At 70.0% G+C, this 22,410-nt stretch carries 21 protein-coding genes and 2 pseudogenes; 12 read left to right on the top strand and 11 right to left on the bottom strand.

Features of this window, described 5'->3' with window-relative positions:
- Window positions 1–56: 56 nt before the first annotated feature.
- Window positions 57–1,022: a zinc-binding dehydrogenase gene (locus BJ982_RS14560; protein WP_184880419.1), complete on the top strand. Its 966-nt coding sequence runs from the start codon at window positions 57–59 to the stop codon at window positions 1,020–1,022.
- A gap of 85 nt (window positions 1,023–1,107) precedes the next feature.
- Here the strand turns inward: BJ982_RS14560 and BJ982_RS14555 are convergent, their stop codons facing one another.
- Together BJ982_RS14555 and BJ982_RS14550 are read right to left on the bottom strand one after the other, a co-directional pair.
- Entirely contained in the window at window positions 1,108–1,476 is a 369-nt protein-coding gene (locus tag BJ982_RS14555; RefSeq protein ID WP_184880417.1) for a hypothetical protein, read from the bottom strand.
- A 79-nt stretch (window positions 1,477–1,555) separates the two neighbouring features.
- The gene (locus BJ982_RS14550; RefSeq protein ID WP_184880415.1) at window positions 1,556–2,809 is read right to left on the bottom strand and encodes an MFS transporter; all 1,254 of its coding nucleotides are present in this window, start codon (window positions 2,807–2,809) and stop codon (window positions 1,556–1,558) included.
- 122 nt (window positions 2,810–2,931) lie between these two features.
- Here BJ982_RS14550 and BJ982_RS14545 point away from each other — a divergent pair, with 122 nt between their 5' ends.
- Complete coding sequence (locus tag BJ982_RS14545; protein ID WP_203959129.1) at window positions 2,932–3,921, top strand: DUF5937 family protein; 990 nt, start codon at window positions 2,932–2,934, stop codon at window positions 3,919–3,921.
- Window positions 3,922–3,930: 9 nt separating this feature from the next.
- Here BJ982_RS14545 and BJ982_RS14540 read toward each other — a convergent pair whose 3' ends face one another.
- From BJ982_RS14540 to BJ982_RS14530, 3 genes are read right to left on the bottom strand one after another with little or no spacing between them, the layout of a single operon-like run.
- Window positions 3,931–4,797 (bottom strand): carbohydrate ABC transporter permease, encoded by an 867-nt coding sequence (locus BJ982_RS14540; RefSeq protein ID WP_184880414.1) that lies wholly within the window; start codon window positions 4,795–4,797, stop codon window positions 3,931–3,933.
- Window positions 4,794–5,696 (bottom strand): carbohydrate ABC transporter permease, encoded by a 903-nt coding sequence (locus BJ982_RS14535; protein ID WP_239123042.1) that lies wholly within the window; start codon window positions 5,694–5,696, stop codon window positions 4,794–4,796. The genes BJ982_RS14540 and BJ982_RS14535 overlap by 4 nt, the downstream gene beginning before the upstream one ends.
- A gap of 57 nt (window positions 5,697–5,753) precedes the next feature.
- Window positions 5,754–7,043, bottom strand: coding sequence for an ABC transporter substrate-binding protein (locus BJ982_RS14530; RefSeq protein ID WP_184880412.1), 1,290 nt, complete (start codon window positions 7,041–7,043; stop codon window positions 5,754–5,756).
- A gap of 277 nt (window positions 7,044–7,320) precedes the next feature.
- Between BJ982_RS14530 and BJ982_RS14525 the strand changes: the two genes are divergently transcribed.
- From BJ982_RS14525 to BJ982_RS14515, 3 genes are all read left to right on the top strand, one after another.
- On the top strand, window positions 7,321–7,941 hold the full coding sequence (locus BJ982_RS14525) for a pentapeptide repeat-containing protein (RefSeq protein ID WP_184880410.1): 621 nt from the start codon (window positions 7,321–7,323) through the stop codon (window positions 7,939–7,941).
- A 797-nt stretch (window positions 7,942–8,738) separates the two neighbouring features.
- Window positions 8,739–8,882 carry a hypothetical protein gene (locus BJ982_RS14520; protein WP_184612481.1) on the top strand — a complete coding sequence of 48 codons (144 nt, stop codon included), beginning with the start codon at window positions 8,739–8,741 and terminating at the stop codon, window positions 8,880–8,882.
- A 129-nt stretch (window positions 8,883–9,011) separates the two neighbouring features.
- Window positions 9,012–11,036, top strand: a complete 2,025-nt coding sequence (locus BJ982_RS14515) for an ABC transporter ATP-binding protein (protein WP_184880408.1) — start codon at window positions 9,012–9,014, stop codon at window positions 11,034–11,036.
- Window positions 11,037–11,086: 50 nt separating this feature from the next.
- Here BJ982_RS14515 and BJ982_RS14510 read toward each other — a convergent pair whose 3' ends face one another.
- On the bottom strand, window positions 11,087–11,500 hold the full coding sequence (locus BJ982_RS14510) for a MerR family transcriptional regulator (RefSeq protein ID WP_184880406.1): 414 nt from the start codon (window positions 11,498–11,500) through the stop codon (window positions 11,087–11,089).
- An 80-nt stretch (window positions 11,501–11,580) separates the two neighbouring features.
- On the opposite strand from BJ982_RS14510, the gene BJ982_RS14505 reads away from it, so the two are divergent.
- On the top strand, window positions 11,581–12,510 hold the full coding sequence (locus BJ982_RS14505; RefSeq protein WP_184880404.1) for an aldo/keto reductase: 930 nt from the start codon (window positions 11,581–11,583) through the stop codon (window positions 12,508–12,510).
- 36 nt (window positions 12,511–12,546) lie between these two features.
- Here the strand turns inward: BJ982_RS14505 and BJ982_RS14500 are convergent, their stop codons facing one another.
- Window positions 12,547–13,203, bottom strand: a complete 657-nt coding sequence (locus BJ982_RS14500) for a TetR/AcrR family transcriptional regulator (RefSeq protein WP_184880402.1) — start codon at window positions 13,201–13,203, stop codon at window positions 12,547–12,549.
- 133 nt (window positions 13,204–13,336) lie between these two features.
- On the opposite strand from BJ982_RS14500, the gene BJ982_RS14495 reads away from it, so the two are divergent.
- The 6 genes from BJ982_RS14495 to BJ982_RS14475 all read left to right on the top strand — a co-directional run bounded on the left by BJ982_RS14495 (window position 13,337) and on the right by BJ982_RS14475 (window position 18,543).
- On the top strand, window positions 13,337–14,653 hold the full coding sequence (locus BJ982_RS14495; protein WP_184880400.1) for a GH1 family beta-glucosidase: 1,317 nt from the start codon (window positions 13,337–13,339) through the stop codon (window positions 14,651–14,653).
- Between the two features lie 262 nt (window positions 14,654–14,915).
- Window positions 14,916–15,188 (top strand): putative ATP-grasp-modified RiPP, encoded by a 273-nt coding sequence (gene tgmA / locus BJ982_RS40885; protein ID WP_184880398.1) that lies wholly within the window; start codon window positions 14,916–14,918, stop codon window positions 15,186–15,188.
- 3 nt (window positions 15,189–15,191) lie between these two features.
- Window positions 15,192–15,512: an MvdC/MvdD family ATP grasp protein gene (locus BJ982_RS38500; RefSeq protein ID WP_203959128.1), complete on the top strand. Its 321-nt coding sequence runs from the start codon at window positions 15,192–15,194 to the stop codon at window positions 15,510–15,512.
- Window positions 15,484–15,897: an MvdC/MvdD family ATP grasp protein gene (locus BJ982_RS38495; RefSeq protein WP_203959127.1), complete on the top strand. Its 414-nt coding sequence runs from the start codon at window positions 15,484–15,486 to the stop codon at window positions 15,895–15,897. Before BJ982_RS38500 ends, BJ982_RS38495 begins: the two co-directional genes overlap by 29 nt.
- Window positions 15,894–17,054 carry an ATP-grasp peptide maturase system methyltransferase gene (gene tgmC / locus BJ982_RS14480; RefSeq protein ID WP_184880396.1) on the top strand — a complete coding sequence of 387 codons (1,161 nt, stop codon included), beginning with the start codon at window positions 15,894–15,896 and terminating at the stop codon, window positions 17,052–17,054. The genes BJ982_RS38495 and tgmC overlap by 4 nt, the downstream gene beginning before the upstream one ends.
- 286 nt (window positions 17,055–17,340) lie before the next feature.
- Entirely contained in the window at window positions 17,341–18,543 is a 1,203-nt protein-coding gene (locus tag BJ982_RS14475; protein WP_184880394.1) for a Cmx/CmrA family chloramphenicol efflux MFS transporter, read from the top strand.
- Here BJ982_RS14475 and BJ982_RS14470 read toward each other — a convergent pair.
- The 4 genes and pseudogenes from BJ982_RS14470 to tnpA form a co-directional block, all read right to left on the bottom strand.
- Window positions 18,500–18,643 (bottom strand): annotated as a pseudogene (locus BJ982_RS14470) (VldE C-terminal domain-containing protein); the annotation flags it as partial. The gene BJ982_RS14475 and the pseudogene BJ982_RS14470 overlap by 44 nt on opposite strands.
- 1,156 nt (window positions 18,644–19,799) lie before the next feature.
- Complete coding sequence (locus BJ982_RS14465) at window positions 19,800–20,684, bottom strand: coiled-coil domain-containing protein (protein WP_184880392.1); 885 nt, start codon at window positions 20,682–20,684, stop codon at window positions 19,800–19,802.
- A 65-nt stretch (window positions 20,685–20,749) separates the two neighbouring features.
- On the bottom strand, window positions 20,750–21,943 hold the full coding sequence (locus BJ982_RS14460) for an RNA-guided endonuclease InsQ/TnpB family protein (RefSeq protein ID WP_184880390.1): 1,194 nt from the start codon (window positions 21,941–21,943) through the stop codon (window positions 20,750–20,752).
- Window positions 21,944–22,262: pseudogene (gene tnpA / locus BJ982_RS14455) on the bottom strand (IS200/IS605 family transposase); the annotation flags it as partial.
- Between the last annotated feature and the right edge of the window lie 148 nt (window positions 22,263–22,410).

Below are 22,410 nucleotides of genomic sequence, written 5' to 3'. Positions count from 1 at the left end.
TGTCGAGGTTTCAGACTGGGGCGTGCAGAGGAGCGGCGTGAAGGGGTGTGATCGGCGTGCGGGTGGTTCAGGTGACGCGGTTCGGAGGACCCGAGGTGCTGAGCGTGGCCGAGGTCGACGATCCGGTGGCGGGGGCGGGGCAGGTCGTGATCGGCGTGGAGGCGGCGGACACGTTGTTCGTCGAGACGCAGATCCGGCGGGGGCTGCATCGCGAGTTCTTCACCGTCGAGCCGCCGTACGTGCCGGGGGGCGCGGTGGCGGGGCGGGTGCTGGCCGTGGGGGACGGCGTGGACGCCGCCTGGCGGGGACGGGTAGTGGCGGCGGGCACCGGAGGCGGCGGGTACGCCGAGCGGGTCGTGGCGCCGGTCGAGGCGCTGATCCCCGTGCCGCACGGGCTGGGCACGTGGGAGGCGGCGGCGCTGCTGCACGACGGCGTCACGGCGCTGTCGGTGTTCGAGGCGGCGAAGGTCGAGGCGGGCGAGTGGGTGCTGGTCACGGCCGCGGCCGGCGGCATGGGCGTCCTGCTCGTCCAGCTGGCGCGCGCCGCGGGGGCGCGCGTGGCGGCGGCGGCCCGGGGCGAGCGGAAGCTCGACCTGGTCCGCGGCCTCGGCGCCGAGATCACCGCCGACTACACCGAGCCCGGCTGGGCCGGCCGCGTCCGCGCGGCGATCGGCACGGGCCCGTCGGTGGTGTTCGACGGGGCCGGCGGCGAGATCGGGCGGGAGGCGTTCGGGATCATGCAGTCCGGGGGGAGGATCTCCGCGCACGGGGCGCCGAGCGGCGGGTTCGGCGCGATCGACCCGGACGAGGCGCGGCGGCGCGGGATCACGGTGCGGGGCATCCAGGACGTGCAGCTGGAAGCGCCCGAACGCAGGAGGCTGGCCGGGCGGGCCCTGGCGGAGGCGGCGGCGGGCCGCCTGGAGCCGGTGATCGGGCGCACCTTCCCCCTCGCCGGCGCCGCGGACGCGCACGCGGCGATCGAGTCCCGCGCCGTGCTCGGCAAGGCCCTGCTGGTGATCTGACGCGAGGGGGGTCGGCAGTTCCAGGCCGTGCGCTGCCGGGCCCAGGCACGTGGCGGCGGCGCAGGGCCATCGCGTCCGCCGGGGCTCACCGCCGGCTCAGGTCCTCGCCATCCAGCCAGAAGCCGCCGTAGTCGTAGAAGTACTTGGCCGCGGCCCACGCGCCGGTCCTCCAGTCACCGCCGGCCTCGTAGAGACGCCCGGCGTGGTAGGCGCGCCAGTGCGGCAGGCAGGCGCTGGCGAAGGTGCCGGCGCCCACGAAGGACACGCTCGCCGGGCGACCCGGGAGGCCGGGAAGGACGGTCCTGCCGTACTTCGTCACCGTGCCCCGGGTCGCCGCGTGGCAGTTGGACGCCTTGGCGCCCGCGGGCGGGGCGTGGACGGTGAACGGGGGCGCCATGGCGACACCGGCGGCGCCGGCGCCGGCGATGATGGCCAGACGGGTGCGTAGGCGCATCTGAGGATCTTCCGTTCCGCTCGGAGTCGTGGGCTCCGATCGTGCCCGCACCCCTACATCACTTACAGTAGTCAGTCGGCTACTCTATGCTTTCCGCCGTGGCCAGGGACCCGGCGACGGGCCGCGTCTCGGGGCGCAGGTGGCGCGCCAGCGCCAGCGCCGCGAGGGTGGCCCCCGCTCCGGCCAGGGCGATGGCCAGGTGGGCGGGCACCAGCTCGGCCAGCGCCCCGGCGAGGGCGGCGCCGAGGCCCTGGCCGCTCATCTGTCCCGAGGTGAACAGCCCGAACGCCTGCCCGCGCGTCTCCTCGGGCACGGCGTCGACGAACCTGCGCTGCAGGCCGAGGTTGTAGGCGAGGCAGCCTCCCGCCAGCACGGCGAGCGCCAGGCACAGGCCGAGGCCCGGACGCGCCGCGAACCCCATCAGCGGCACCCCCAGCGCGAGCGCGAGCGGGAAGGAGAGCCGTTCGCGCAGGGCGGGGGCGGCGAAGCGGCCCACGGCGAAGTCCCCGGCCGCCATCCCCGCCGCGAAGGCGGCGAGCACGAGCCCGGCCTGCGAGGGCGCGCCCCGCTCGCTGAGGTAGGGCACGACGACGGCCTCCGCGCCGGCGACGCACAGGGCCGGCAGCCACGACGACAGCAGCACGCCGCGCACCCGCCGGTCGGCCAGGAGGCGGCGGTTGACGCGCAGGGTGGCCCGGACGGGGTTGCGCGCCGCCGCCGGCCCGCCGGCCCGGGGCGGGCGGTCGGGCAGGCCGAGCCGCACCACCACGGCGCTCGCCGCGGACAGCACAGCGGTGATCACGAGGGCTCCGGACGGGCCGGTGACGCTGAGGACGGCGCCGCCCGCCGCGAGGCCGGCGATCTGCGCGCCCGCCGAGGTGACCGTCAGCACGGACCTGCCGAGCACGAAGGCGTCGCCGGGAAGCAGCTCGGGCAGCGCCGCCGTGCGCGCGGCGCCGAAGACCGGGCTCAGCGCCCCGGTCGCCACGACCAGCACCAGCATCGCCCAGACGGGCAGCCCGGCGAAGGCCAGAGCCAGGCAGACGGCGACCCGGACCAGCTCGCCGAGCACCATCAGCCGCCGGGGGCGCATCCGGTCGGCCAGCGAGAGCAGGAAGACGCCGCCGATGACGTAGGGGATGAACCCGCTCATGTAGGCCAGCGCCGACAGCCCGGCCGAGCCGGTGCGCGTGTAGATCAGCACCGAGAAGGCCAGCATCTTGACGGTGTCGCCCGCCACGAGCAGCGTGAAGCCGCCGAAGAGGACGCGGAACTCCGCGACCGCGAACACCTCGCCGAACGTCGTCCGCCGCCCGGGCGTCCCCTCGCTCATCCGCACCTTCCTCTTGGCTCTTCGGCCCCCGTCACCTGAACGGCCACGTGACGACGATGCTCGGCCACCGGCCCCGCGCCTGGCTAAGCTTTCGTCCATGACCGAAAGGTCGGGAGTGTTCCATGGGTAGGGCACTGATCATCGAGGTCGGCCCGCAGGACGTCATGGCCAGCCGGTTCGCCGTCTCGCCGCTGATCGAGACCATGCACGCGCTGCGCATCCTGTCCGGCCATCAGGAGCCGGGCGTCCACGCGCGCTGGGCCGAGCGCGCGCGTGCGCCGTACGCGCGGCTGCTGCGCGAGAGGCCGGCGCTCGCCGCGCTGGCCGTGCTGTTCCGCCGCGGCGACTACAGCGCCGACTTCATCGCTCCCCCGCCGTCCGGCGTGAACGTCGCGTTCGAGGACGAGCTGGCCGTCATGCGGGCCACGCCCCTGGCGCAGGCCAGGGACGAGATCGCGCGGAACCTGCTCGGCAGGCCGGCCGCGCCGCCCGACCTGGTGGCCGTCCTGGACCGGCCGGACGTGGTGACGCTGCTCGCCGACGTGCTGGAGGCCGCGTGGCAGGGCATCGTCCGGCCCGAATGGCCGCGCCTCCAGGCCATCCTGGAGCGCGACGTCGTGCAGCGAGCGGGCCGCCTGGCCACGTACGGGTGGGCGGCGGCCCTGGAGGACCTCAGCCCCAAGGTCCGCTGGCATACCGAAGGGGCGGCCGGTCACATCCGGGTGCGCATGGAAAGCGCGGGCGAGGACCGGCGGCACCGGCTCGGCGGCCGGGGCCTGCTCTTCGTCCCGAGCGTCTTCGGCCACGGCGTCGGCGCGTACCTGGAGCACGTCTGGCCGTACGCGCTGGTCTACACGGCGCGGGGGATCGCCGCGGAGCCTGTGCCCGCCAAGGGGCTGGCGCGGCTCATCGGGCGGACCCGCGCGGAGGTCCTGCTCACGGTGCCCGCGACCACGACCCAGCTCGCGGCGCTGCTCGGGCTCAGCGTCGGCGGGGCCGGCGACCACGTGGCCGCGCTGCGCGAGGCCGGGCTGATCACCGGCGCGCGGGTGGGGCGCTCGGTGCTGTACCGCCGCACGCCGCTCGGGGACGCCCTGGTGAACGGCGGCTGACCGCGCCGCTCAGCCCTTGAGCGCCCCGGCCATGAGCCCGCGCATGAAGAAGCGTCCGAGCAGCACGTACACGAGCATCGTCGGGACCGAGGCCAGGATCGCCGCCGCCATCTGCTGGCTGTAGGGCACGGTCTGGGCGCCCGCGATGTTGTTGAGCATCACGGTCGTGGGCCACGAACTGGGGCCGGTCAGGAACACCGCGAACAGGAAGTCGTTCCACAGCGAGGTGAACTGCCAGATGACCACGACGGCGAAGGCCGGGCCCGAGACGGGGATCACGATCGACCAGAATGTCCGCAGCATGCCGGCGCCGTCCACGCGGGCGGCCTCCATCAGCTCGTCCGGGATCGTCGCGTAGTAGTTGCGGAAGATCAGCGTGCAGATCGGAATGCCGTACACCACGTGGGCGAGGACGAGGCCGGGGATGCCGCCGTAGACGTTGAGGTTCACCATGAGCTGGACGAGCGGGATCATCACCCCCTGGTACGGGATGAACATGCCGAACAGGAACAGCGTGAACACCACGTCGGCGCCGGGGAAGCGCCACTTGGACAGCACGAACCCGTTCATCGCCCCCAGCGCGGCCGAGAGCAGCGACCCGGGGATCGTCAGCAGGAAGCTGTTGGCGATGCCCGGCCGCAGCTTCTCCCAGGCGACCCGCCACGCCTCGGTCGTCCACACGCGGGGCAGGCTCCACGCCTGGCTCGGGTCCGCCTCGGTCAGGGGCTTGAAGCTGGTGACCAGGAGCACGTAGATCGGGAGCAGGAAGACCACGACGAAGAGGAGCAGCAGGGCGAACCGCAGATAGACCGGCCGGCGGGACGCGCGCGCGACCGGCGCGGTGCGGGGCTGCCGCGCGGCGGCCGTGGTGGTCATGAGCGCTTCTCCCTGCGGGCGTTCCAGATCAGGTACGGGACGACGAAGACGGCGACGGCGAGCACGATGTACGCGGCGATCGTCGCGCCCTTGGCCGGATCGTGGGCGTCGAACACCGCGACCCACATGAAGACGGCGGGCACGTCCGTGATGATCTGCTTGCCGGACACCGACACGATGAGGTCGAACACCTTGAGCGAGATGTGCCCGAGGATGATCAGGGCGGACAGCGTGACCGGCCGCAGGAAGGGGAAGACGACGTACCGGTAGACCTGCCATTCCCGGCAGCCGTCCACCCGGGCGGCCTCGCGCAGCTCTTCGGGGACGCCGCGGAACCCGGCCAGGAACAATGCCATGACATAGCCGGACATCTGCCAGATGGCGGGGATCGCCATCGCGGCCATCCCCCAGTCCTCCCCGCGGAACCAGCCGTTCTCCAGGAACCCCAGCCCTACTGCCTGGAAGAGCCGGTTCAGCCCGACGGCCTGCTCCCCCTGGCCGCTGTTCATCAGCCACCGCCACACGACGCCCGTCGCCACGAACGAGATGGCCATCGGGAACAGGTAGACGGTGCGGAAACCGCCCTCGCCTCTGATCCCCTTCTCCATCAGGAAGGCGAGCAGCCAGCCGAGCGCCAGCGCGCCGCCCACGAACACCACCGTGAAGACGATCGCGTGCTTGACCGACAGGCCCCAGCGCTCCTGGTCCCAGAGCGCGACGAAGTTCTCCAGCCCGACGAACCTCCCCTCGGAGATCTCGTCGTGCTGATCGGTCATGGCCAGCCGGAAGTTCCAGCCCAGCATGCCGTACACGAAGACGGCGATCAGGACGATGGACGGCGTCACCAGGAGCAGGCCCGGCAGCCATCTTCTGAGGCGCGGCCTTCTGAGCCGTGACACGGACACCCCCAAGCGTCGGCCCGTGCCCGCGACCACGCGCGGGCACGGGCCGGGTGGTCACTGGTTGCTGGTCTGCGCGGCCTGGACCAGCGCCTGCTGCAGCTTGGCCACGTCCTTGCTCTGCAGGAACAGCCCGACCGCCTCGGTGATGGCCGTCTTCCACGCGTCGTTGGCGACGACGCCGTGCTGGATGGACCCGGCGAGCTTGCCGTTCGCCCACTGGGCCAGGTCCCACTCCAGGTAGTCGGTGTAGAGGGCCTTGTCGGCGTCCTTGCGCGCCGGGATGGACCCCTTCTTGGGGTTGAAGGCGTCCTGGCCCTCCTTGCTCGCGGCGACCTTGAGCCAGGCGAGGGCGCCGTCGCGGTTCGGCGCGCCCTTGGGCAGCGTGAAGCTGTCCGACAGCCACATGAACGTGCCGTCCGTGCCGGGCGAGGCCACCCAGTCGAAGTCCTCCTTGGACTTCTTGCCGAGCCCGCCGTCCGGCGGGTTGTGGAAGTAGCCGTAGGCCCAGTCGCCCATGACGTTGAACGCCGCCGCGCCGTCGGCCACCTGCTTGGAGGCGGGCTGCCAGTCGTCCTGGGCGGGGCCCGCGTACGACAGGATCGTCGTGAAGTCCCGCAGCGCCTTGGTGACGGCCGGGCCCGACCAGTCGGCTCCCGGGGTCCACAGGGCGTTGTAGGCGTCGGTGCCGAGCGAGCCGAGCAGCACGCTCTCCAGCAGGTGGACCACCGTCCACTCCGAGCCGATCGACAGCGGGATCTTCTTGGTCTTCTTCACCGCCTCCAGGGCCGTGACGAACTCCTCGATCGTCTTCGGCGGGGCGGCGACGCCCGCGTCCTTCAGCACCTTGGGGTTGAACCACAGGACGTTGGAGCGGTGGATGTTCACCGGCACCGAGTAGACGTTGCCCTTGTAGGTGATCTGGTCGACGAGCTGCTGCGGGAAGACCTCCTTCAGCTTCAGCTCGTCGTAGAGCGCGTTCAGCGGTTCCAGCTTGCCGGCCTTGATGTAGCCCTGGAGCTCGGCGCCGGCGTGGCCCTGGAAGGTGTCGGGCGGCTGGTTCGCCTGGAGCTTGCTGGAGAGCAGCGCGCGGGCCTTGTCGCCCGAGCCGCCCGCGACGGCGGCGTCGAAGAAGGTCAGGCCCTGGTTCCGCTTCTCGAAGATCTCGCGCATGGCCTTCAGGCCGTCCGCCTCGCCGGGGCCCGTCCACCAGGAGAAGACCTCGACCTGCTTCTTCGCCGCCTGGCCGTCGCCGGCGCTCTTCCCGTCGCCACCGCCGCCGCAGGCGGTCAGGGAGAGGAGGCCCGCCACGGTGACCGCGACGGCCGACATCCACCGTCGTCGCATTTCTGTGCCGTCCCTTCGGGGGGTCAGAGGGACGCTGTCAGCGTGTGACGCCCCGGCCGTGTCGGGGCGCGGTGACAACGTTGTCAGGTACGCAATCAACGCATTCGGCGGGCGAGGCCGTCAAGGGCAGGCGAGTAACGTCTCCATATAGTCAGGTACAGGCGGGTGCGGCCTGGTGGAACCCTCAGAGGACTGCTCGCGGACGGACGGGGCGGCGGTCCTGTCGGACCGGCGTGGAAGTATCGGGCCATGACCGCCATGACCCCGAGGTCCGCCGATGGCTGACCGTTCACACCGGCGCAAGCCCCCGGAGACCCACACCTCCGTCATCTCCGACGACTGGGATGACCTTGACATCTCCGGGCAGAACCACTCCAACGTCGCCTTCATCGACGTCGACCTGACCGAAGTCACCGGCCAGGGCGCCGTGTTCACCGAATGCGTGTTCCGGGGAGCCCGGTTCAACGCCTCACGGCACTCCGACAGCGCCTTCGTCAACTGTTACTTCTCGCGCTGCTCGTTCTTCGACGCGAACTTCACCGGCTGCAAGCTCGTCGGCAGCGTGTTCGAGGGCTGCACCTTCGACCTGCTCAGGGCCGAGGGCGGCGACTGGTCGTTCACCGCGCTCGCCGGGGCGAACCTGAGCGGCACCACCTTCACGGACCTGCGCATGCGCGAGGCCGATCTCAACGGCGCCCGTTTCGTGGACGGCCGGCTCACCGGGGTGGACCTGTCCGGCTCGTCGCTCGAGAAGACGAGCTTCCTGCGGTGCGACCTGCGCGGCAGCGACCTGTCCTCGCTGGAGCCGCTGACCGTGGACCTGCGGGGCGCGATCGTGGACCTGCACCAGGCCGTGCTCATCGCGAGCGCGCTCGGCGTGGACGTGCGGCAGGACTGACCGCGCGAGGGCGAACCCGGGCAGGGGCCGCAGGGCACCGTGCCCGGGGTCGCGACCGCGTGACCCTGGGGTCGGTCTCCACCCCTCCAAGGCGACCTCACCCGTGCGGCGGGCCACGCGGCGCTCTCAGGCATCCGGGGATGTGGGGCGGCGGAGCGCGCCCGGCCGGGGAACGGCGGGCGCGCCATTACGCAAGTGTTCCATCAAATAACGGAGCGCGCCCAACTCATGCCGGATTCGCCTGCAATCCATCACATACCGCCCGACAGAACGATATAGACGTGTTTTTGTTGATGTATCAGGAAGGGCGAAGCGGCGGCTGCGGGAACCACACCCCTGACCAGGCCCCTGACTCGCGTAGCGTGGCCGCGCAGCCACGGACCGCCCCACTAAGTGTCAAGAAATTGCTACAACTCCCTTGAAATTCCACCTTCCGCAATTATCGTCGCATTGGCTACTCTGCTCTGATCAAGCGACGTGGGCGGCCGGCAGAGCCGTCACCGAGCACCATCGGCAGTTCGGCATAAGGGGCGTTCCGGCGGGCAGTGAGGCGGAGCGCCCGGTGAGGAGGAGATCGGTCGTGCCCCGATAACGGTCACGCCTCCCCCTATTCGTGGCGTCCACCCCCTATGTCACCGAATGTCCAGGATGTACCATTGACCACCTCTGATCTATACGAAGAGTGAACAACGCAGGCCAAGGCTGCGGATCGCCGTCACGGAAGGTAAGATTCCACGAGCACCGGCCACCCAGGTGAGCAACCCGGCCGGTGAGCCATCTCACATCGGGAGCCTCAGTTGGAAACCGTCGACCTCGAAGACCTGGGCCTCGAACTCCTCCTGATCGCCGCCCTGCACGCGGAGGCCGAGCGTCTCGTCCCGCGTCTTCCCGAGCCCTCGGGCGGTGCGTTCGAATGGAACCCCACCCTCCGGCCGTCCTGACCCCGGCCGCGCGCGCCGGCGGGCCCGCCGGAATAGCGGACCCGCCAAAGTAATTGCGACTTTCAACCGAAACGCCGAGGTTTACCAGTGCGTCTTTAAACTGTCGGTGGGGCCGGTCACACTGCCAGCATGGCCGAGCTCCCGCAGGATTCCCCCGGTCCGGACCACTCCGACACGGCGCGCGCCGCGGCGTCCGCGCGCCCTCACGGCCACGACGGCTCCGCGCCGAATGACGCCCCGCCCAATGGCGCGCGTCCCGATTCCCCGGACGCCGACGAGGCGATCGACCTCGGCGAGGTGACCTTCGGCGAGTGGCACACCCACATCGCCACCATGTCCGGCGTCGGTTTCCTCACCGTGGCCCGCAGGCTGCCCGCCCTCATCGGCCAGGCCGTGGGCATGGCGTGGCGGGCCAGCCCCCGCGACACCGTGGCCACCATCTCCCTCAGCGCGCTCGGCGGGGTGTTCACCGCGTTCGGGCTCCTCGCCACCACCGGCGTGCTGCAGGCCCTCTTCTCCTCCGGCCCCACCCCCGACCGCGTCAAGGCCGCCCTGCCCAGCCTGCTGCTCGTCGGCGCCGCCGCCACGCTGCGCACCGCCCTGCAGGCCGGGGCCGGCTGGGCCCAGTCCAGGCTGGAGCCGCAGGTCGGCCGTATCGCGGAGACCCAGCTCTACGACCTGACCAGCCGCGTCGACCTCATCGCCTTCGACGACCCCGACTTCCACGACTCGCTCCAGCGCGCCCGCTCGCGCGGCGTCTCCATGGTGGACACCGTGGTCGACTCGGCGATCGACGTCCTCACCGGGCTCATCGGCATCGCCGCCGCGGCGGGCGTGCTCGGCATCCTGCATCCCGTGCTGCTGCCCCTGCTGGTCCTCGCGGTGATCCCCGACGCCTGGGCCGCCGTCCGCTCGGCCCGCATGCGCTACACCACCATGTACGCGCTGATGCCCGTGCGGCGGCGCAAATGGATCCTCAGCGACCTCATGGCGGAGCGCGAGACCGCCGCGGAGGTCCGCTCGTTCACCATGCGCGCGTTCCTCATGCGGCTGTACGACCAGGTCGCCGACGCCGAGCAGGAGGTCGTGCTGCGGCTGGCCCGGCGCCAGACGTTCGCGCGCGTGGTCGGCGAGGCGCTCGGCGGCCTCGGCACCGCCATCGTCTACGTCGCGCTCGGGCTGCTGCTCGCCGTCGCCGCCGTGCCGCTGGCCGTCGCCGGCACGGCCGTCCTCGCCATCCGCTCCGGGCAGAGCTACCTGTCCACCCTGATGTACGCCACCAACCGCCTGTACGAGGAGGGGCTCTACTTCACCGACTTCCTCGACTTCTGCGCCGAGGCACGCCGCCGCCAGAGCCCGGCGCGCCCGCTCCCCGCTCCCCCGGCCTTCCGCCGCATCGCCGTCGAGGACGTCACCTTCCATTACCCCGGCAAGGAGGAGGCCGCCCTCGACCAGGTCTCCGTCCACATCGAGCGGGGCGAGGTGGTGGCCCTGGTCGGCGAGAACGGCTCGGGCAAGACCACCCTTTCCAAGATCATCGCGGGCCTGTACGAGCCCGGTGGCGGGCGCGTGCTGTGGGACGACACCGACCTCGCCGACGTGCCCGCCGAGGAGCTCCGGCGCAACATCGCCGTCATCGCCCAGGACCACACCCGCTGGCCGCTCACCGCCAAGGACAACATCGCCATGGGCCTGGAGAAGGGCGCCGAGGCCCTGCACGCGTCGGCGAGGGTCGCCGGGGCCGACCAGGTCATCGCCGAGCTGCCGCACGGCTACCGCACCCTGCTCGACCGCCGGTTCAAGGACGGGCACGAGCCCTCGGGCGGCCAGTGGCAGCGCATCGCCGTGGCCCGCGGGTTCTACCGGGACGCGCCGCTGCTGATCTGCGACGAGCCGACGGCCGCGCTCGACGCCCGTGCCGAGCACGCCCTGTTCGAGCGCATCCGCGGGCACGCCGACGGCCGTACCGTCCTGCTCATCACCCACCGCCTGGCCAGCGTGCGCTACGCCGACCGCATCTACGTGCTCGACCACGGCAAGGTGATCGAGCAGGGCACCCACGAGGAGTTGACGGCCCTCGGCGGCCAGTACGCCGACCTGTACTCCATCCAGGCCAGCGCCTACAGCGACCGCGCCGGCGCGCCCCGCACCTGATCCGCGCCCCGCGGACGCCCGCCCCGCTCGGGCGCGCGTCCTCCGGCGGCTCAGCGCGACGGCGCCGGCGCGGCGTCGTCGCAGGCGGGCGTGTTCGAGGCGAGCGCGAGCACGTCGCGGTAGTAGCCGATCTTCCGCTGGATCGCGGCCTGCTTCTCCTTCAGCTCGGCGATCTGGGCCTCCACCTCGCGGTCGTGGGACTCCAGCAACGCGATGCGGTCGCTGATCGTCTCGTCCCCGTCACGGACGAGCTGGGCGAAGCGCACCATCTCGGCGATCGGCATACCCGTGGTGCGCAGGCACCTGACCATGGTCAGCCAGCTCAGGTGCGAATCGTTGAACCTCCTCTGCCCCGCGGAGTTCCGCTCGATCGGCTCCAGCAGGCCGATGCGCTCGTAGTACCGCAGAGTGTCCAGACTGAAGCCGGTCTCCTCCGCGACCTGTCCCGGTGTGTAGACGCTCACCGGTCGAGCATCGCACCTGGAGTACGCTCCAGGTCAAGCCGTTTGACCTGGAGTCCACTCCAGCGTGCAGGGTGTCCGCCATGACCGACATCGCCCTTGGCACCATCCCCTTCGGCACGGCCCTCGACGAGGCCGCGTCGTTCGCCATCCTCGACCGGTTCGCCGAGGCCGGCGGCACCGTCCTGGACACGGCGAACAATTACACGTTCTGGGTGGACGGCGGCACCGGCGACGAGAGCGAGACCACGATCGGCAGATGGCTCGCCTCCCGCGGCGCCCGCGACCGCATGGTCGTGAGCACCAAGTGCGGCGCCCGTCCCACCCTGCCCGGCGCCCGCACCCTGGACTCGGCCGAGGGGCTGTCGCCCTCGACCGTCCGCGCGGCGGTCGAGGGCAGCCTGCGCCGGCTCGGCACCGACCACGTGGACGTCTACTGGGCCCACGTCGAGGACCACGCGACCCCGCTGGAGGAGCAGGCCCGCGTCTTCGGCGAGCTGGTCGCCGAGGGCAAGGCGCGGCACGTCGGCGCGTCCAACCACCCGGCGTGGCGGATCGAGCGGGCGCGCGGCCTCGCGCTGTCGGCGGGCCTCACGCCCTACACGCACGTGCAGCTCCGGCACTCCTACCTGCGCCCCCGGCCGGGCGTGCGGCTGGACGAGTCCGCGCACGTGCAGGCCGGCGAGGAGACCCTCGGCTACGTGCGCGCCGAGGGCCTGCGGCTGTGGACCTACTCCACGCTGCTGTCCGGCGCCTACACCCGCGCGGACCGCCCGATCCCCGCGCAGTACGACCACCCGGGCACGACCAGGCGCCTGGCCGCGCTGCGCGAGGTGGCCGGCGAGATCGGCGCCACGCCGAACCAGGTGGTGATCGCCTGGCTGCTGGCCCAGGACATCGTCCCGATCGTCGGCGTCAGCTCGCTCGCGCAACTCGACGAGATGCTCGGGGCGCGCGAGGTCAAGCTGGACGAGCACCTGCTCGGCCGCCTGGACGAGCCGTCCCTGGCCTGACGCCGCCGTACCCGGGCCGCCACCCGGGTTTCCTGGTCAGCGGGCGGGCAGGTGGTCGGCGAGATACCTGCGGACCAGCCGTTTGCACTCGGCGACGAGATCGGGGTCCCCGCCGGGGTGGGCGCGGAAGGCGAGCTTCAGCACGGCGTCCGCGGCCTCCACGGCCACGATGAGCGCGCGGTCCAGGGCCGGCCCCGTCGGGGCGCCGAGCAGCTCGATGGTCAGCGACCGCAGACGGTCGGCGACGATGACATTGTTCTCCAGCGTCGAGTCCAGCAGGCGGTCGGTGCCCTTGAGCGGCGGCCCCGCCGGGGTCGGCAGGATCTCGCCGAAGTCCATGATCGCGAAGCCGGGTATGGTGCGCTTCATCTCCACGAACTCGTCCACGGCCAGGTCGACGGCGCCGGTCCAGTCGGTGATCTGCGCGTCGCCGAGCCGCGAGGTGAGGCGGGAGAGGAAGGCGTCGAGGTTGCGCAGGGCCAGCGCCCGCACGAGCCCCTGTTTGTCGGGAAAGAACTGGTAGAACGTGCCGATCGGCACCCCCGCCCTGCGGGCGACCTCCTTGGTCGTCAGACCGTCGTACCCCACCTCGTCGAGCAGGCGCGCGCATTCGTCGAGCATGCGCTCGACCCGCTCCACGCTGCGGCGCTGAGCCGGGCGCCGGCGGAGCGTTCCCGCCGAGACGTTCGTCATTCCCCCATCATCCCTCCGTATCGAGGTGCCCCGCATAACATGAGCAGTATTCATAACTGCCGGGCGCGTCTTCGGCCGCACGGGTGAGGGCGCCGCCCGAACCCTCGCCCACGCTCCTCACAAGGAGGCCATCATGTTCCTCTGGGGCACCGCAACCGCGTCATACCAGATCGAGGGGGCCGTGGCGGACGACGGCCGCGGCCTGTCGATCTGGGACACCTTCGCCCACGAACCGGGCAAGGTGAAGGACGGCCACACCGGTGATATGGCGTGCGACCATTACCACCGCTGGTCAGAGGATGTCATGCTCATGGCCGCCCTGGGGGTGAACTCCTATCGTTTCTCCATTTCGTGGCCGAGAATCCTCCCAGCCGGGCGTGGCGAGGTGAACCAGGCGGGCCTCGACTTCTATGACCGGCTGGTCGACGGCCTGTGCGCCCAGGGCATCGTCCCGGCGGCCACGCTCTTCCACTGGGACCTCCCCCAGGCTCTGGAGGACGAGGGCGGCTGGCTCGCCCGCGACACCGCGAGCCGCCTCGCCGACTACGCCGGCGTCGTGGCCGCCCGCCTCGCCGACCGCGTGCCGATCTGGATCACGCTGAACGAACCCTTCGTCCACATGGTGTTCGGCTACGCCCTCGGCACCCACGCCCCCGGCCGCATGCTCTTCCTCGACGCCCTGCCCGTCGCCCACCACCAGCTCCTCGGTCACGGGCTCGCGGCACAGGCCCTGCGCGCGCACGGCGCGGAACGGGTGCTGGTCACCAACAACCTCACGCCCGTCCGCCCCGCGTCCTCCTCCGCGGACGACCTGCGGGCCGCCGACGCCTACGACATCCTGCACAACCGGCTCTTCAACGACCCCGTGCTGCTCGGCCGCTACCCCGACCTGTCGGCGTTCGGCGTCGACGCCATGCCGGCCGTGCGCGACGGCGACCTCGCCGTGATCGCCCAGCCCCTGGACGGCCTCGGCGTCAACTACTACAACCCCACCCGTATCCGCGCCCCCGGCGAGCCCACCGGCCTCCCCTTCGACGACGCCGGGATCACCGGATACCCCACCACCGCCTTCGGCTGGCCAGTGGTGCCCGACGGCCTGCGCGAACTCCTCACCGGCCTCAAGGCCCGCTACGGCGACGCCCTGCCCCCCGTCTACGTCACCGAGAACGGCTGCTCACAACCGGACACCCCCGGCCCCGACGGCGTGATCGACGACCAGGACCGCATCGCCTTCCTCGACGCCCACATCCAGGCCGTCGGCGCCGCCATGTCCGAGGGCGTCGACGTACGCGGCTACTACGTCTGGTCCCTCCTCGACAACTTCGAATGGGCCGAGGGCTACACCCAACGCTTCGGCCTCGTCCACGTCGACTTCCCCACCCAAACCCGCACCCCCAAAGCCTCCTACCACTGGTTCAAGAACAGAATCACCTCCTCCTCCACCCCATGACCACACGACGTACCCGTGGCCGAAGAACCAGAGCCCGCTCAGCGAGGCGAGTGAGTACCCGCCCGGCACAAGGGCCGCGCGGTCCGGACGACACCGATAACCAACAGCGAAAAAGCCTTCGCAAGCAGCACCCCATTCTCGCGCCGAAACCAGCAATATCAGCCGCGCCGAACCACGGTTTGATATTGAGCGACTCGCCATGCCGGAGCAGCCGAGTTACCATCGACGCATACGGTAAGGCGGTCGCAGAGGGGGAAGCGATATGCACTATTTACCGGTAATGCCCTGGGGCATCTCTCGCATGGCTCCGTTCCCACCATCCCAGGGGACCATTCCCGACTATCGCGTCGTACTGGATGCCGCCACACAAACCGGTAAATGGGTGGACCCGACCGGCCGAACACTTGAGGCCGGAAAGCATGGGACCAACCAGAGCAAGCCAACCGCGACACAACCGTCCGGACCCGACGGCGGAGATGCCAAGCCTCCTCCTCCGGCCAGGCCCGACTCGACCACCGACTACACGCCGGACTGAGCGGTGAACGCACCAGTGCTGGCGGTCACCTGCCTCGACGACCCGACCGCCGACCTGGTGCCGGCCGAATTGCACGACCGCGACGTCCCTGTCGTGCGCTTCGATCCGGGGGCCGAGTTTCCCAGCGATTCCCACATGAGCGCCTATTTCGATACCCGCGGCATGTCCGGCTCGATCCATACGGCGACGCGGAGTCTGGATCTTGCCGATGTGCGATCGGTGTACTGGCGAAAGCCGACCCCTTATCGGCGTTCACCGCGCTTGGACGAACAGACCGGACGGCACGGCTGTCAACGTGTGGACACAGACGGTCGCACCGGATGAGATCAGCGCATCCATCAACCACGCCGCGCACCTCTTCCAGCGGCAGGTCGAGAAGATCGCGGATGTGCGGGTCACCGTGGTCGGGGACAAGATTTTTCCAGTTCGAATCGACGGCGCGTCAGGGTTGGACTGGCGACGGCATTACCCTGAGCTCTCTTATTCGCTCATCGAAGCTCCATCGCCGATAGCCGGCGCGATTCGCGCCTATCTCGATCGTCTTGGGTTGATCTTTGGGGCCTTCGACTTCGCCCTGACCCGAGAAGATGAATGGATCTTTCTGGAGTGCAATCCGAACGGTCAATGGGCTTGGTTTCCCGAACCGATCCCCGCACGTATCGCCAGCGCCATCGCCGACCATCTACAACTGGCAAAGGATCGCGCATGACCATCCCCACGGAGTCTGACGCACTGCGGTCGGCCCTGGCCGGCCTGCTCGGTGAGACCGGAGCGCTCACCGACCCTCGGTGGTGCCAAGCGATCAAGGTGGTGCCACGCGAGTTGTTCCTCGGGGAGGCGGTCTACCAGGCCACGGAGGGAGACGAGAAGGGGACGATATGGGAGCCGGTACGGCGGAGCGACATGAGCAATGCCGACTGGCTGCGCCTGGCCTACGCGGACGACACCTGGGTCACACAGCTCGACGGCGTCATGGCCGCCGACGCTCGGGCCCCCGTACACGGCGATCCGACGTCGTCCTCCTCGTCTCCCGGTCTGGTCGTTCGCATGCTGGAGGCGGCACAGATCGGCGACCGCGACAAGGTGCTGGAGATCGGGACGGGAACGGGCTATTCCACGGCGTTGATGTGTCACCGGTTGGGAAGTGAGGCCGTGACCTCGATCGAATGCGATCCCGGCGTCGCGGCCCATGCCCGAAAAGCGATCGAGGCATGTGACCACTCACCGACGCTGATCGTCGGCGACGGGTTGAACGGGTATGAAAAGAACGCCGAGTACGACCGGCTGATCGCCACCTGTTCCGTGCGTTTCATCCCTCCGGCATGGATGTGGCAGGTCCGCGACGGTGGCACCATCACCACCCCTATGTGGGGCTGGATGGACGGCAACGCGCTGGCCCACCTCACCCTCGCCGACGACGGCACGGCTTCGGGGCGCTTTCACCCGTACAACGTCGCCTTCATGAACGCCCGCCCCCACGGTCGCCCTCCGCGCGCGTCCTACATGCTCGGCATCGGCGACGAGCGGGAGAGCAGAATAGACCCGAGCACTCTCGATGACTGGACGGGGTGTTTCGTCGCCCAACTCGCCGCGCCGTCGGCGGAGAAGTTGGGAGCAGGCGACGAGATGATCCTGTTGGACGTCGCGACAGGCTCACAGGCCAGCACGAGGAAGGCGGGAGCGGCCGGCTGGACGGTACGCCAGCACGGGCCGCTGCGGCTCTGGGACGCCGTGGAAGACGCGATCGAGACATGGCGGAGAGCCGGTTCGCCCCACCAGTCGGCGTTCGGACTCAGCGTGAGCCCGTCCGCGCAGTGGATATGGCTCGGCGCGCCAGACGGGCCCCGATGGCGTCTGCCGGTCTAGGGCCGGATCTCCAAGCCCAGGCGCGCTCAGCTTTGCCCTCCGGCGCGGCCGGGATCCGTGAACGAGCGGAAACCGGGATGCGCGGGGTGGGGTGGGTGAGTAGGTTGGGCGGTATGTCGAGTCCAGAGGCGGACAAGGTGGGGGCTTTCGGTCACCCGTCAGCCCCCTGAACCACTGAGTGAGCCTGTCCACGCCACATGGTGGCGGCCGACAGGACGGAGAGATGGGCCGCTGAGCGCGGTGACGAGACGTCTTTTCTGATCTCTCCTCACCTCGGAGCCTCTCGATGCCTCTGCCTCTCTATTCGCTGGCCGTGGCGGTGTTCGCCATGGGCACGTCGGAGTTCATGCTCGCCGGCCTGTTGCCGGACATCGCCGCGGATCTCGGCGTTCCGATCGCCACGGCCGGACTGCTCACGTCGGCCTTCGCCGTCGGGATGGCCGTCGGCGCCCCGCTGATGGCCGGGGTCGCGCGCCGGTGGCCGCGGCGGTCCGCGCTTCTCGTGTTCCTCGCGCTGTTCCTGGCCACGCACGTCGTCGGCGCCGTCACCGGCGGTTTCGCGGTCCTGCTCGTCAGCCGGGTCGTCGCGGCCCTGGCTTATGCCGGTTTCCTCGCCGTCGCGCTCACCACGGCCGCGGCCCTGGTCCCCGCCGACCGGAAGGGCCGGGCGCTGGCCGTCCTGCTGGCGGGGACCACGGCCGCCACCGTCGCGGGGGTGCCCGGTGGAGCCCTGCTGGGGACGCTGCTCGACTGGCGCGCCACCTTCTGGCTGGTGGCGCTCCTGTGCGTGCCGTCGGCGCTCGGCGTGGCACGGGGCGTTCCCGCCGGCGCGGGACGGTCGGAGGAGGCGGCGGGCCCGGATCTGCGCGGGGAGCTGGCCCGGCTGCGGAGTCCACGACTGATCGTGGTCCTGCTGCTGGGCGCGCTGGTCAACGCGGCGACGTTCGGCGCCTTCACGTTCCTGGCCCCGATCGTCACCGATGTGGCCGGGCTTGAACCGTTGTGGGTCCCCGTCGCGCTGGTGCTGTTCGGCCTGGGCTCGTTCGCCGGCGTCACCGTCGCCGGGCGGCTGTCCGACCGGCGGCCCGGCGTCGTCGTCGCGGCCGGCGGTCCGCTGCTCCTCGGCGGCTGGGTCGCCCTCGGCCTGCTCGCGCCCGGCCCGATCGCGCTGCTGATCCTTACGTTCACCCAGGGCGCGCTCTCCTTCGCCGTGGGCGGCACGCTCATCGCACGCGCGCTGTACGAGGCGGCGGGGGCGCCGACCATGGCGGGCTCCTACGCCACCGCCGCTCTCAACGTCGGCGCCTTCATCGGCCCCATCGTCGCCGCCGCGGCCCTGAACACCGGGGCGGCCGAACTGGGGCCCGTCTGGGCCGGTGGCGTCCTGGTCGCCGTCGCGCTCGTCCTCGCCCTGCTCTTCCGCGGGGCGGTCGGAGGGACGCCGGTCAGAAGACCGACACGTGCACGTGGTCGTAGTGGTTGGCGGTGATGCCGCCGCGGTCGGACATCTGGCGCCAGCCCGCGCCGGTGCGGATGTCGTAGTAGCGCTGCCGCCAGATGATGTACATGATGCCGATCTGGCGGCCGTTCTCTTGAACGCCAAGCACCGGCGCCCCAGTCTCGGGGTATACGCGCAGTGGCCGGCAAGATCCCTGATGCATGACAAGGAGCCAGGACGCGCAGAACACGTCACTGGCCCCTGCCCCAGAAATGATCAGCTAGATCAGACGTAGTCGCCGCTCACAGCGACGGCCCCGAGCGGGGCCGGACACTCCGCCTTGGCGTATTCATAACCGACGGCGCTCCGCTTGACCGTGCCACCGCTCCCGCAAGCAACGGTGACCCGCACATCTCGACCGCTGCCGACGCAGTTCAGGTGACCCCGCCCGTGATTGCCGGGCTGGTCGATCCACGCACTGCAACCGGGGGGGATGGACAAGATGGAGACGTTCCCATTGGACGGAGCAGGGGCCGGGCCACCGACCTCGGCGGCCGCAGGCGAGGCGGTAACCGCCAGAGCAGCGACCACGACACCGGTTGCACCGAGAACCACGCGCTTGAACATTGAGAATTCCACCTTTCGACGAGGGATTTACCATAGGGCGATCGGGAATGTTTCGCAGTGAAGATCATCTGCAAATAGTCCGCGACCGCGATCGGCACACTCAGAAGAATGCCTCATCCAATGCCCGAAAGAAAGGTTTTGACTTTGCGCGCGACACATAGTTTATGTCGCAGTAATCCATCCGACGCTATCTGTCATATTGCCAGCTCAGGCCGCAAAGCACGCATACGACACCAGCGAAGTCGGCCAGCAATCTGTGGCCCAGGTCACACGTAAGCCCATGCCTTCTGAACAGTTCACGCACGGCACGAAGCAGCGGGACGTCCGTTTTAAGTCTTCTGGATCAGAAAAAAAGGGGGCCGACGAAGTATCACGGCTCGAGGACTACCGAAAGGACCTGCCCGACCGTATTGGCGATTCGGCCGTGGCCTCTACCAGGTAGACGATGAAAGCGACGAAGAGCTCTGTGTGGATTCAGGTGCCCCTCGCAACACCACGTCGACGCAAAAAGTCTTGCGGCGAATGAACGGCCGCCAACGTTCGATTGGCCCGGTCGTTCGCCGATATGGCGCCCTGGAGGCTGTGGTCTACTCCCGTATGGATCAGTGCCACTGGCGTGTCAGCCGGCACGCTCGGCTTCCGCCAGCCGGCCACGCGTGGTGACGTGGTGTGCGTGCTTGTCAGAAGACCGACACGTGCACGTGGTCGTAGTGGTTGGCGGTGATGCCGCCGCGGTCGGACATCTGGCGCCAGCCCGCGCCGGTGCGGATGTCGTAGTAGCGCTGCCGCCAGATGATGTACATGATGCCGATCTGGCGGCCGTTCTCGATGCACCACTGGGCCAGGGCGTCGCCCCTGGCCTGGGAGGCGGCGTCGGGCATGCGACCGCCCGTGCTCATCATGAAGTCGCAGGCGCGGCCCTTGCCGTGCTCGCCCGGGTCGCCCACGCGCAGGCAGCCGACGCTGAACGGCATGGGGAACTTCTGCATGATCACGTTCCTCACGCTGATCATGCGGGGGGTGAGGCCGCTGCCGGCGTCGGGGGTCTGGAAGCCGAACTTCTTCAGCAGTTCCTCGACCTGGCGCTGCTTGGCCTGGAGGTCCTTGATCTCGTCCCTGAGGTCGGCGACCTTGCGGTCGGCGAGCTTCTTGGCGGCCTTCTGCTCCTCGATCAGCCTGCCGATGTAGGCCAGCCGCTGGTTCTTCTCCTCGGCGATATAGGTGACGGTCGCGACCTGGCTGAGGATCGTGTCCGGGTCACCGTTGTAGCTGATCACCCGGGCGCCGTCGATGTTGCCGGTCATGTACGAGCCGGCGTAGAACTGCGCGACCCGGTCCTCGGCGGCGGCGAGGTCGGCGCGGAGCTTCTTGACGCGGGCGCCGGCCTTCTGCACGGCGCGGCGGGCGTCCTCCAGGCTCTGGATCTCGCCCCGGTAGCGCTTCTGGAGGTCGGCGGCCTGCTTGGTCAGCCTGTCGAGTTGCGCCTGCGGGTTGGGCTTGGCCTCGGCCCGTGGCACGGCGAGCACCGAGAGAAGCGCGAGCAGGACGGCCGCCAGCCCCGCCACACGGCCTGAACGCTTGACTTCCTCCCCACACCTGAAGGCGAGAGACTCCCGTGGCTGAGACGCGTTCACGCTGCCTCACTCTTGGGTGGTTGGCACTTCACAGACCGGGCAACCCCGAGGTCTCCGTGCCCTGTCAGGGCCAGCCCGGCCCCGAGAATGTTCTTGGCCGCGTTCACATCGGCATTGGCGGTATAGGCGCAGGAGGTGCAGGCGAAGACCGCTTGGCTTTCGCGGGACTTCGCATCCACCGTCCCGCACGCCGAACAGCGCTGCGAGGTGTGGGCGGCGGGCATCCGCACGACGCGGGAGCCGTTGTAACGAGCCTTGTGTTCCAAAGTGCTCAGCAGGCCGCCCCAGCCCTTGGCCAGAATCGCCCGGTTCAAGGCGGCCTTCTGCCGAACATTCTTGCCTGGCGCTTCGACGCTTCCCTTCGGGCTGGCGGTCATGTTACGGACCCTCAGGTCCTCCACCACGACCACACCGTGGTCGCGGGTAAGCCGGTTGGCGGTCCAGGCGGTGAAGTCGGTACGGCGAGAGCGGATGCGGGCGTTCAACTTCCCGATCTTCTTTCGGGTGGCTGCGCGCCGATTGGAACCCTTGCGCTGCCGGTCGAGGTTGCGCTGAAGCCGCTTCAATCGGGCCGCCTCGCCCGGGGTGACGAACTCACGATCACGCGTCCATCCGTCGGAGGCGGCCACGGCGATCCTCACGCCACGGTCCACGCCCACGGCCGGTTTGCCGTTCGGCGCAGACTCCACCAGACCATCCTCCACGCAGAACGAGATGAACCAGCGCCCGCCGTCCGTGAGAACGGTGGCGTTACGCAGTTCGCCCGCCAGCGGACGCGTCCAGCGGAATCGCACCCAGCCCAGCTTGGGCAACCGCACCCGGCCCCACCGGCGGGAGACGCGCTCGACGGAGATGTGCTTGGGATCGGGAAACCGGAACGACGGCGGGCTCTTGCGCTTGGACCGCCACCGGACCTTGAAGGTGCCGTGCGTTTCGCACGCCCGCTCAAGATCGCGAAGCGTCTGCTGAAGCGTGTGCGAAGGGGCTTCGGCCAGCCATGGAAAGTCCCTTTTGGCCTCGGCCATCTGCCGGGCCTGCTCCACGTAGTTGATCCACACTCCGCGCCGCCGGTACTCGCGCCGCTGCTCCAACGCGGTGTTCCACACCGCGCGGCAGGCATCGCCGATCTTCTCGCTGAACTCCTCCTGCTCGGGCGTAAACGCCAGCAGGTAGCGGCGGCCAGTCAGCATTCAGCGGCCCTTCCGCTCGACGTGCCGCTTCACGATGGCCAGGGGTGCGCCGCCGACCGTGGCCACGAAGAAGGACTTGGTCCACAACGGTGGAGGCGGCGACATCAGGTGGGGGAACTCCTCTCGCAGCACGCCGGAGGACCGGCCCTTGATGGCCTTGTCCAACCGATGGACGCCGTACTGCGCGCCGACGTCGACCAAGAAATGCACGGGGTCCGGCATGACCTCCATCTCCATAGCCATGCCCCTTTCTCGTCCACGACCTCACGACCCCGAGGTCCTGCAGGCGTTCCTCGATCCGACCGCCGAGAACGCCGCGCGGTACCCAGGGCACCGCACTCTGCGCCCAAGAGTTCGATCGGCCCTCCCACTTCCCGGACACCCCGAGACTCTAGGAGCCGATCTTGCAGGGCGCCACACGATCGGAAGAACCTACACACCATTGGCGAACTATCTACCACTTTAGG

This window comes from Sphaerisporangium siamense (genome assembly GCF_014205275.1).
Lineage (GTDB): Bacteria > Actinomycetota > Actinomycetes > Streptosporangiales > Streptosporangiaceae > Sphaerisporangium > Sphaerisporangium siamense.
Note: the sequence above shows the minus strand (reverse complement) of the source record. Positions and strands in the feature narration are given on the sequence as shown.

Excerpts from the sequence above, each read along its gene's own strand:
- BJ982_RS14530 (WP_184880412.1), bottom strand. The coding sequence starts at position 7,043 with ATGCGACGACGGTGGATGTCGGCCGTCGCGGTCACCGTGGCGGGCCTC.
- BJ982_RS14505 (WP_184880404.1), top strand. The coding sequence starts at position 11,581 with ATGACCGACATCGCCCTTGGCACCATCCCCTTCGGCACGGCCCTCGAC.
- BJ982_RS14545 (WP_203959129.1), top strand. The coding sequence starts at position 2,932 with ATGGGTAGGGCACTGATCATCGAGGTCGGCCCGCAGGACGTCATGGCC.
- BJ982_RS14540 (WP_184880414.1), bottom strand. The coding sequence starts at position 4,797 with ATGACCACCACGGCCGCCGCGCGGCAGCCCCGCACCGCGCCGGTCGCG.
- BJ982_RS14475 (WP_184880394.1), top strand. The coding sequence starts at position 17,341 with ATGCCTCTGCCTCTCTATTCGCTGGCCGTGGCGGTGTTCGCCATGGGC.
- BJ982_RS14460 (WP_184880390.1), bottom strand. The coding sequence starts at position 21,943 with ATGCTGACTGGCCGCCGCTACCTGCTGGCGTTTACGCCCGAGCAGGAG.
- BJ982_RS14550 (WP_184880415.1), bottom strand. The coding sequence starts at position 2,809 with ATGAGCGAGGGGACGCCCGGGCGGCGGACGACGTTCGGCGAGGTGTTC.
- BJ982_RS14515 (WP_184880408.1), top strand. The coding sequence starts at position 9,012 with ATGGCCGAGCTCCCGCAGGATTCCCCCGGTCCGGACCACTCCGACACG.
- BJ982_RS14495 (WP_184880400.1), top strand. The coding sequence starts at position 13,337 with ATGTTCCTCTGGGGCACCGCAACCGCGTCATACCAGATCGAGGGGGCC.
- tgmC (WP_184880396.1), top strand. The coding sequence starts at position 15,894 with ATGACCATCCCCACGGAGTCTGACGCACTGCGGTCGGCCCTGGCCGGC.
- BJ982_RS14555 (WP_184880417.1), bottom strand. The coding sequence starts at position 1,476 with ATGCGCCTACGCACCCGTCTGGCCATCATCGCCGGCGCCGGCGCCGCC.
- BJ982_RS14525 (WP_184880410.1), top strand. The coding sequence starts at position 7,321 with ATGGCTGACCGTTCACACCGGCGCAAGCCCCCGGAGACCCACACCTCC.
- BJ982_RS14500 (WP_184880402.1), bottom strand. The coding sequence starts at position 13,203 with ATGACGAACGTCTCGGCGGGAACGCTCCGCCGGCGCCCGGCTCAGCGC.
- tgmA (WP_184880398.1), top strand. The coding sequence starts at position 14,916 with ATGCACTATTTACCGGTAATGCCCTGGGGCATCTCTCGCATGGCTCCG.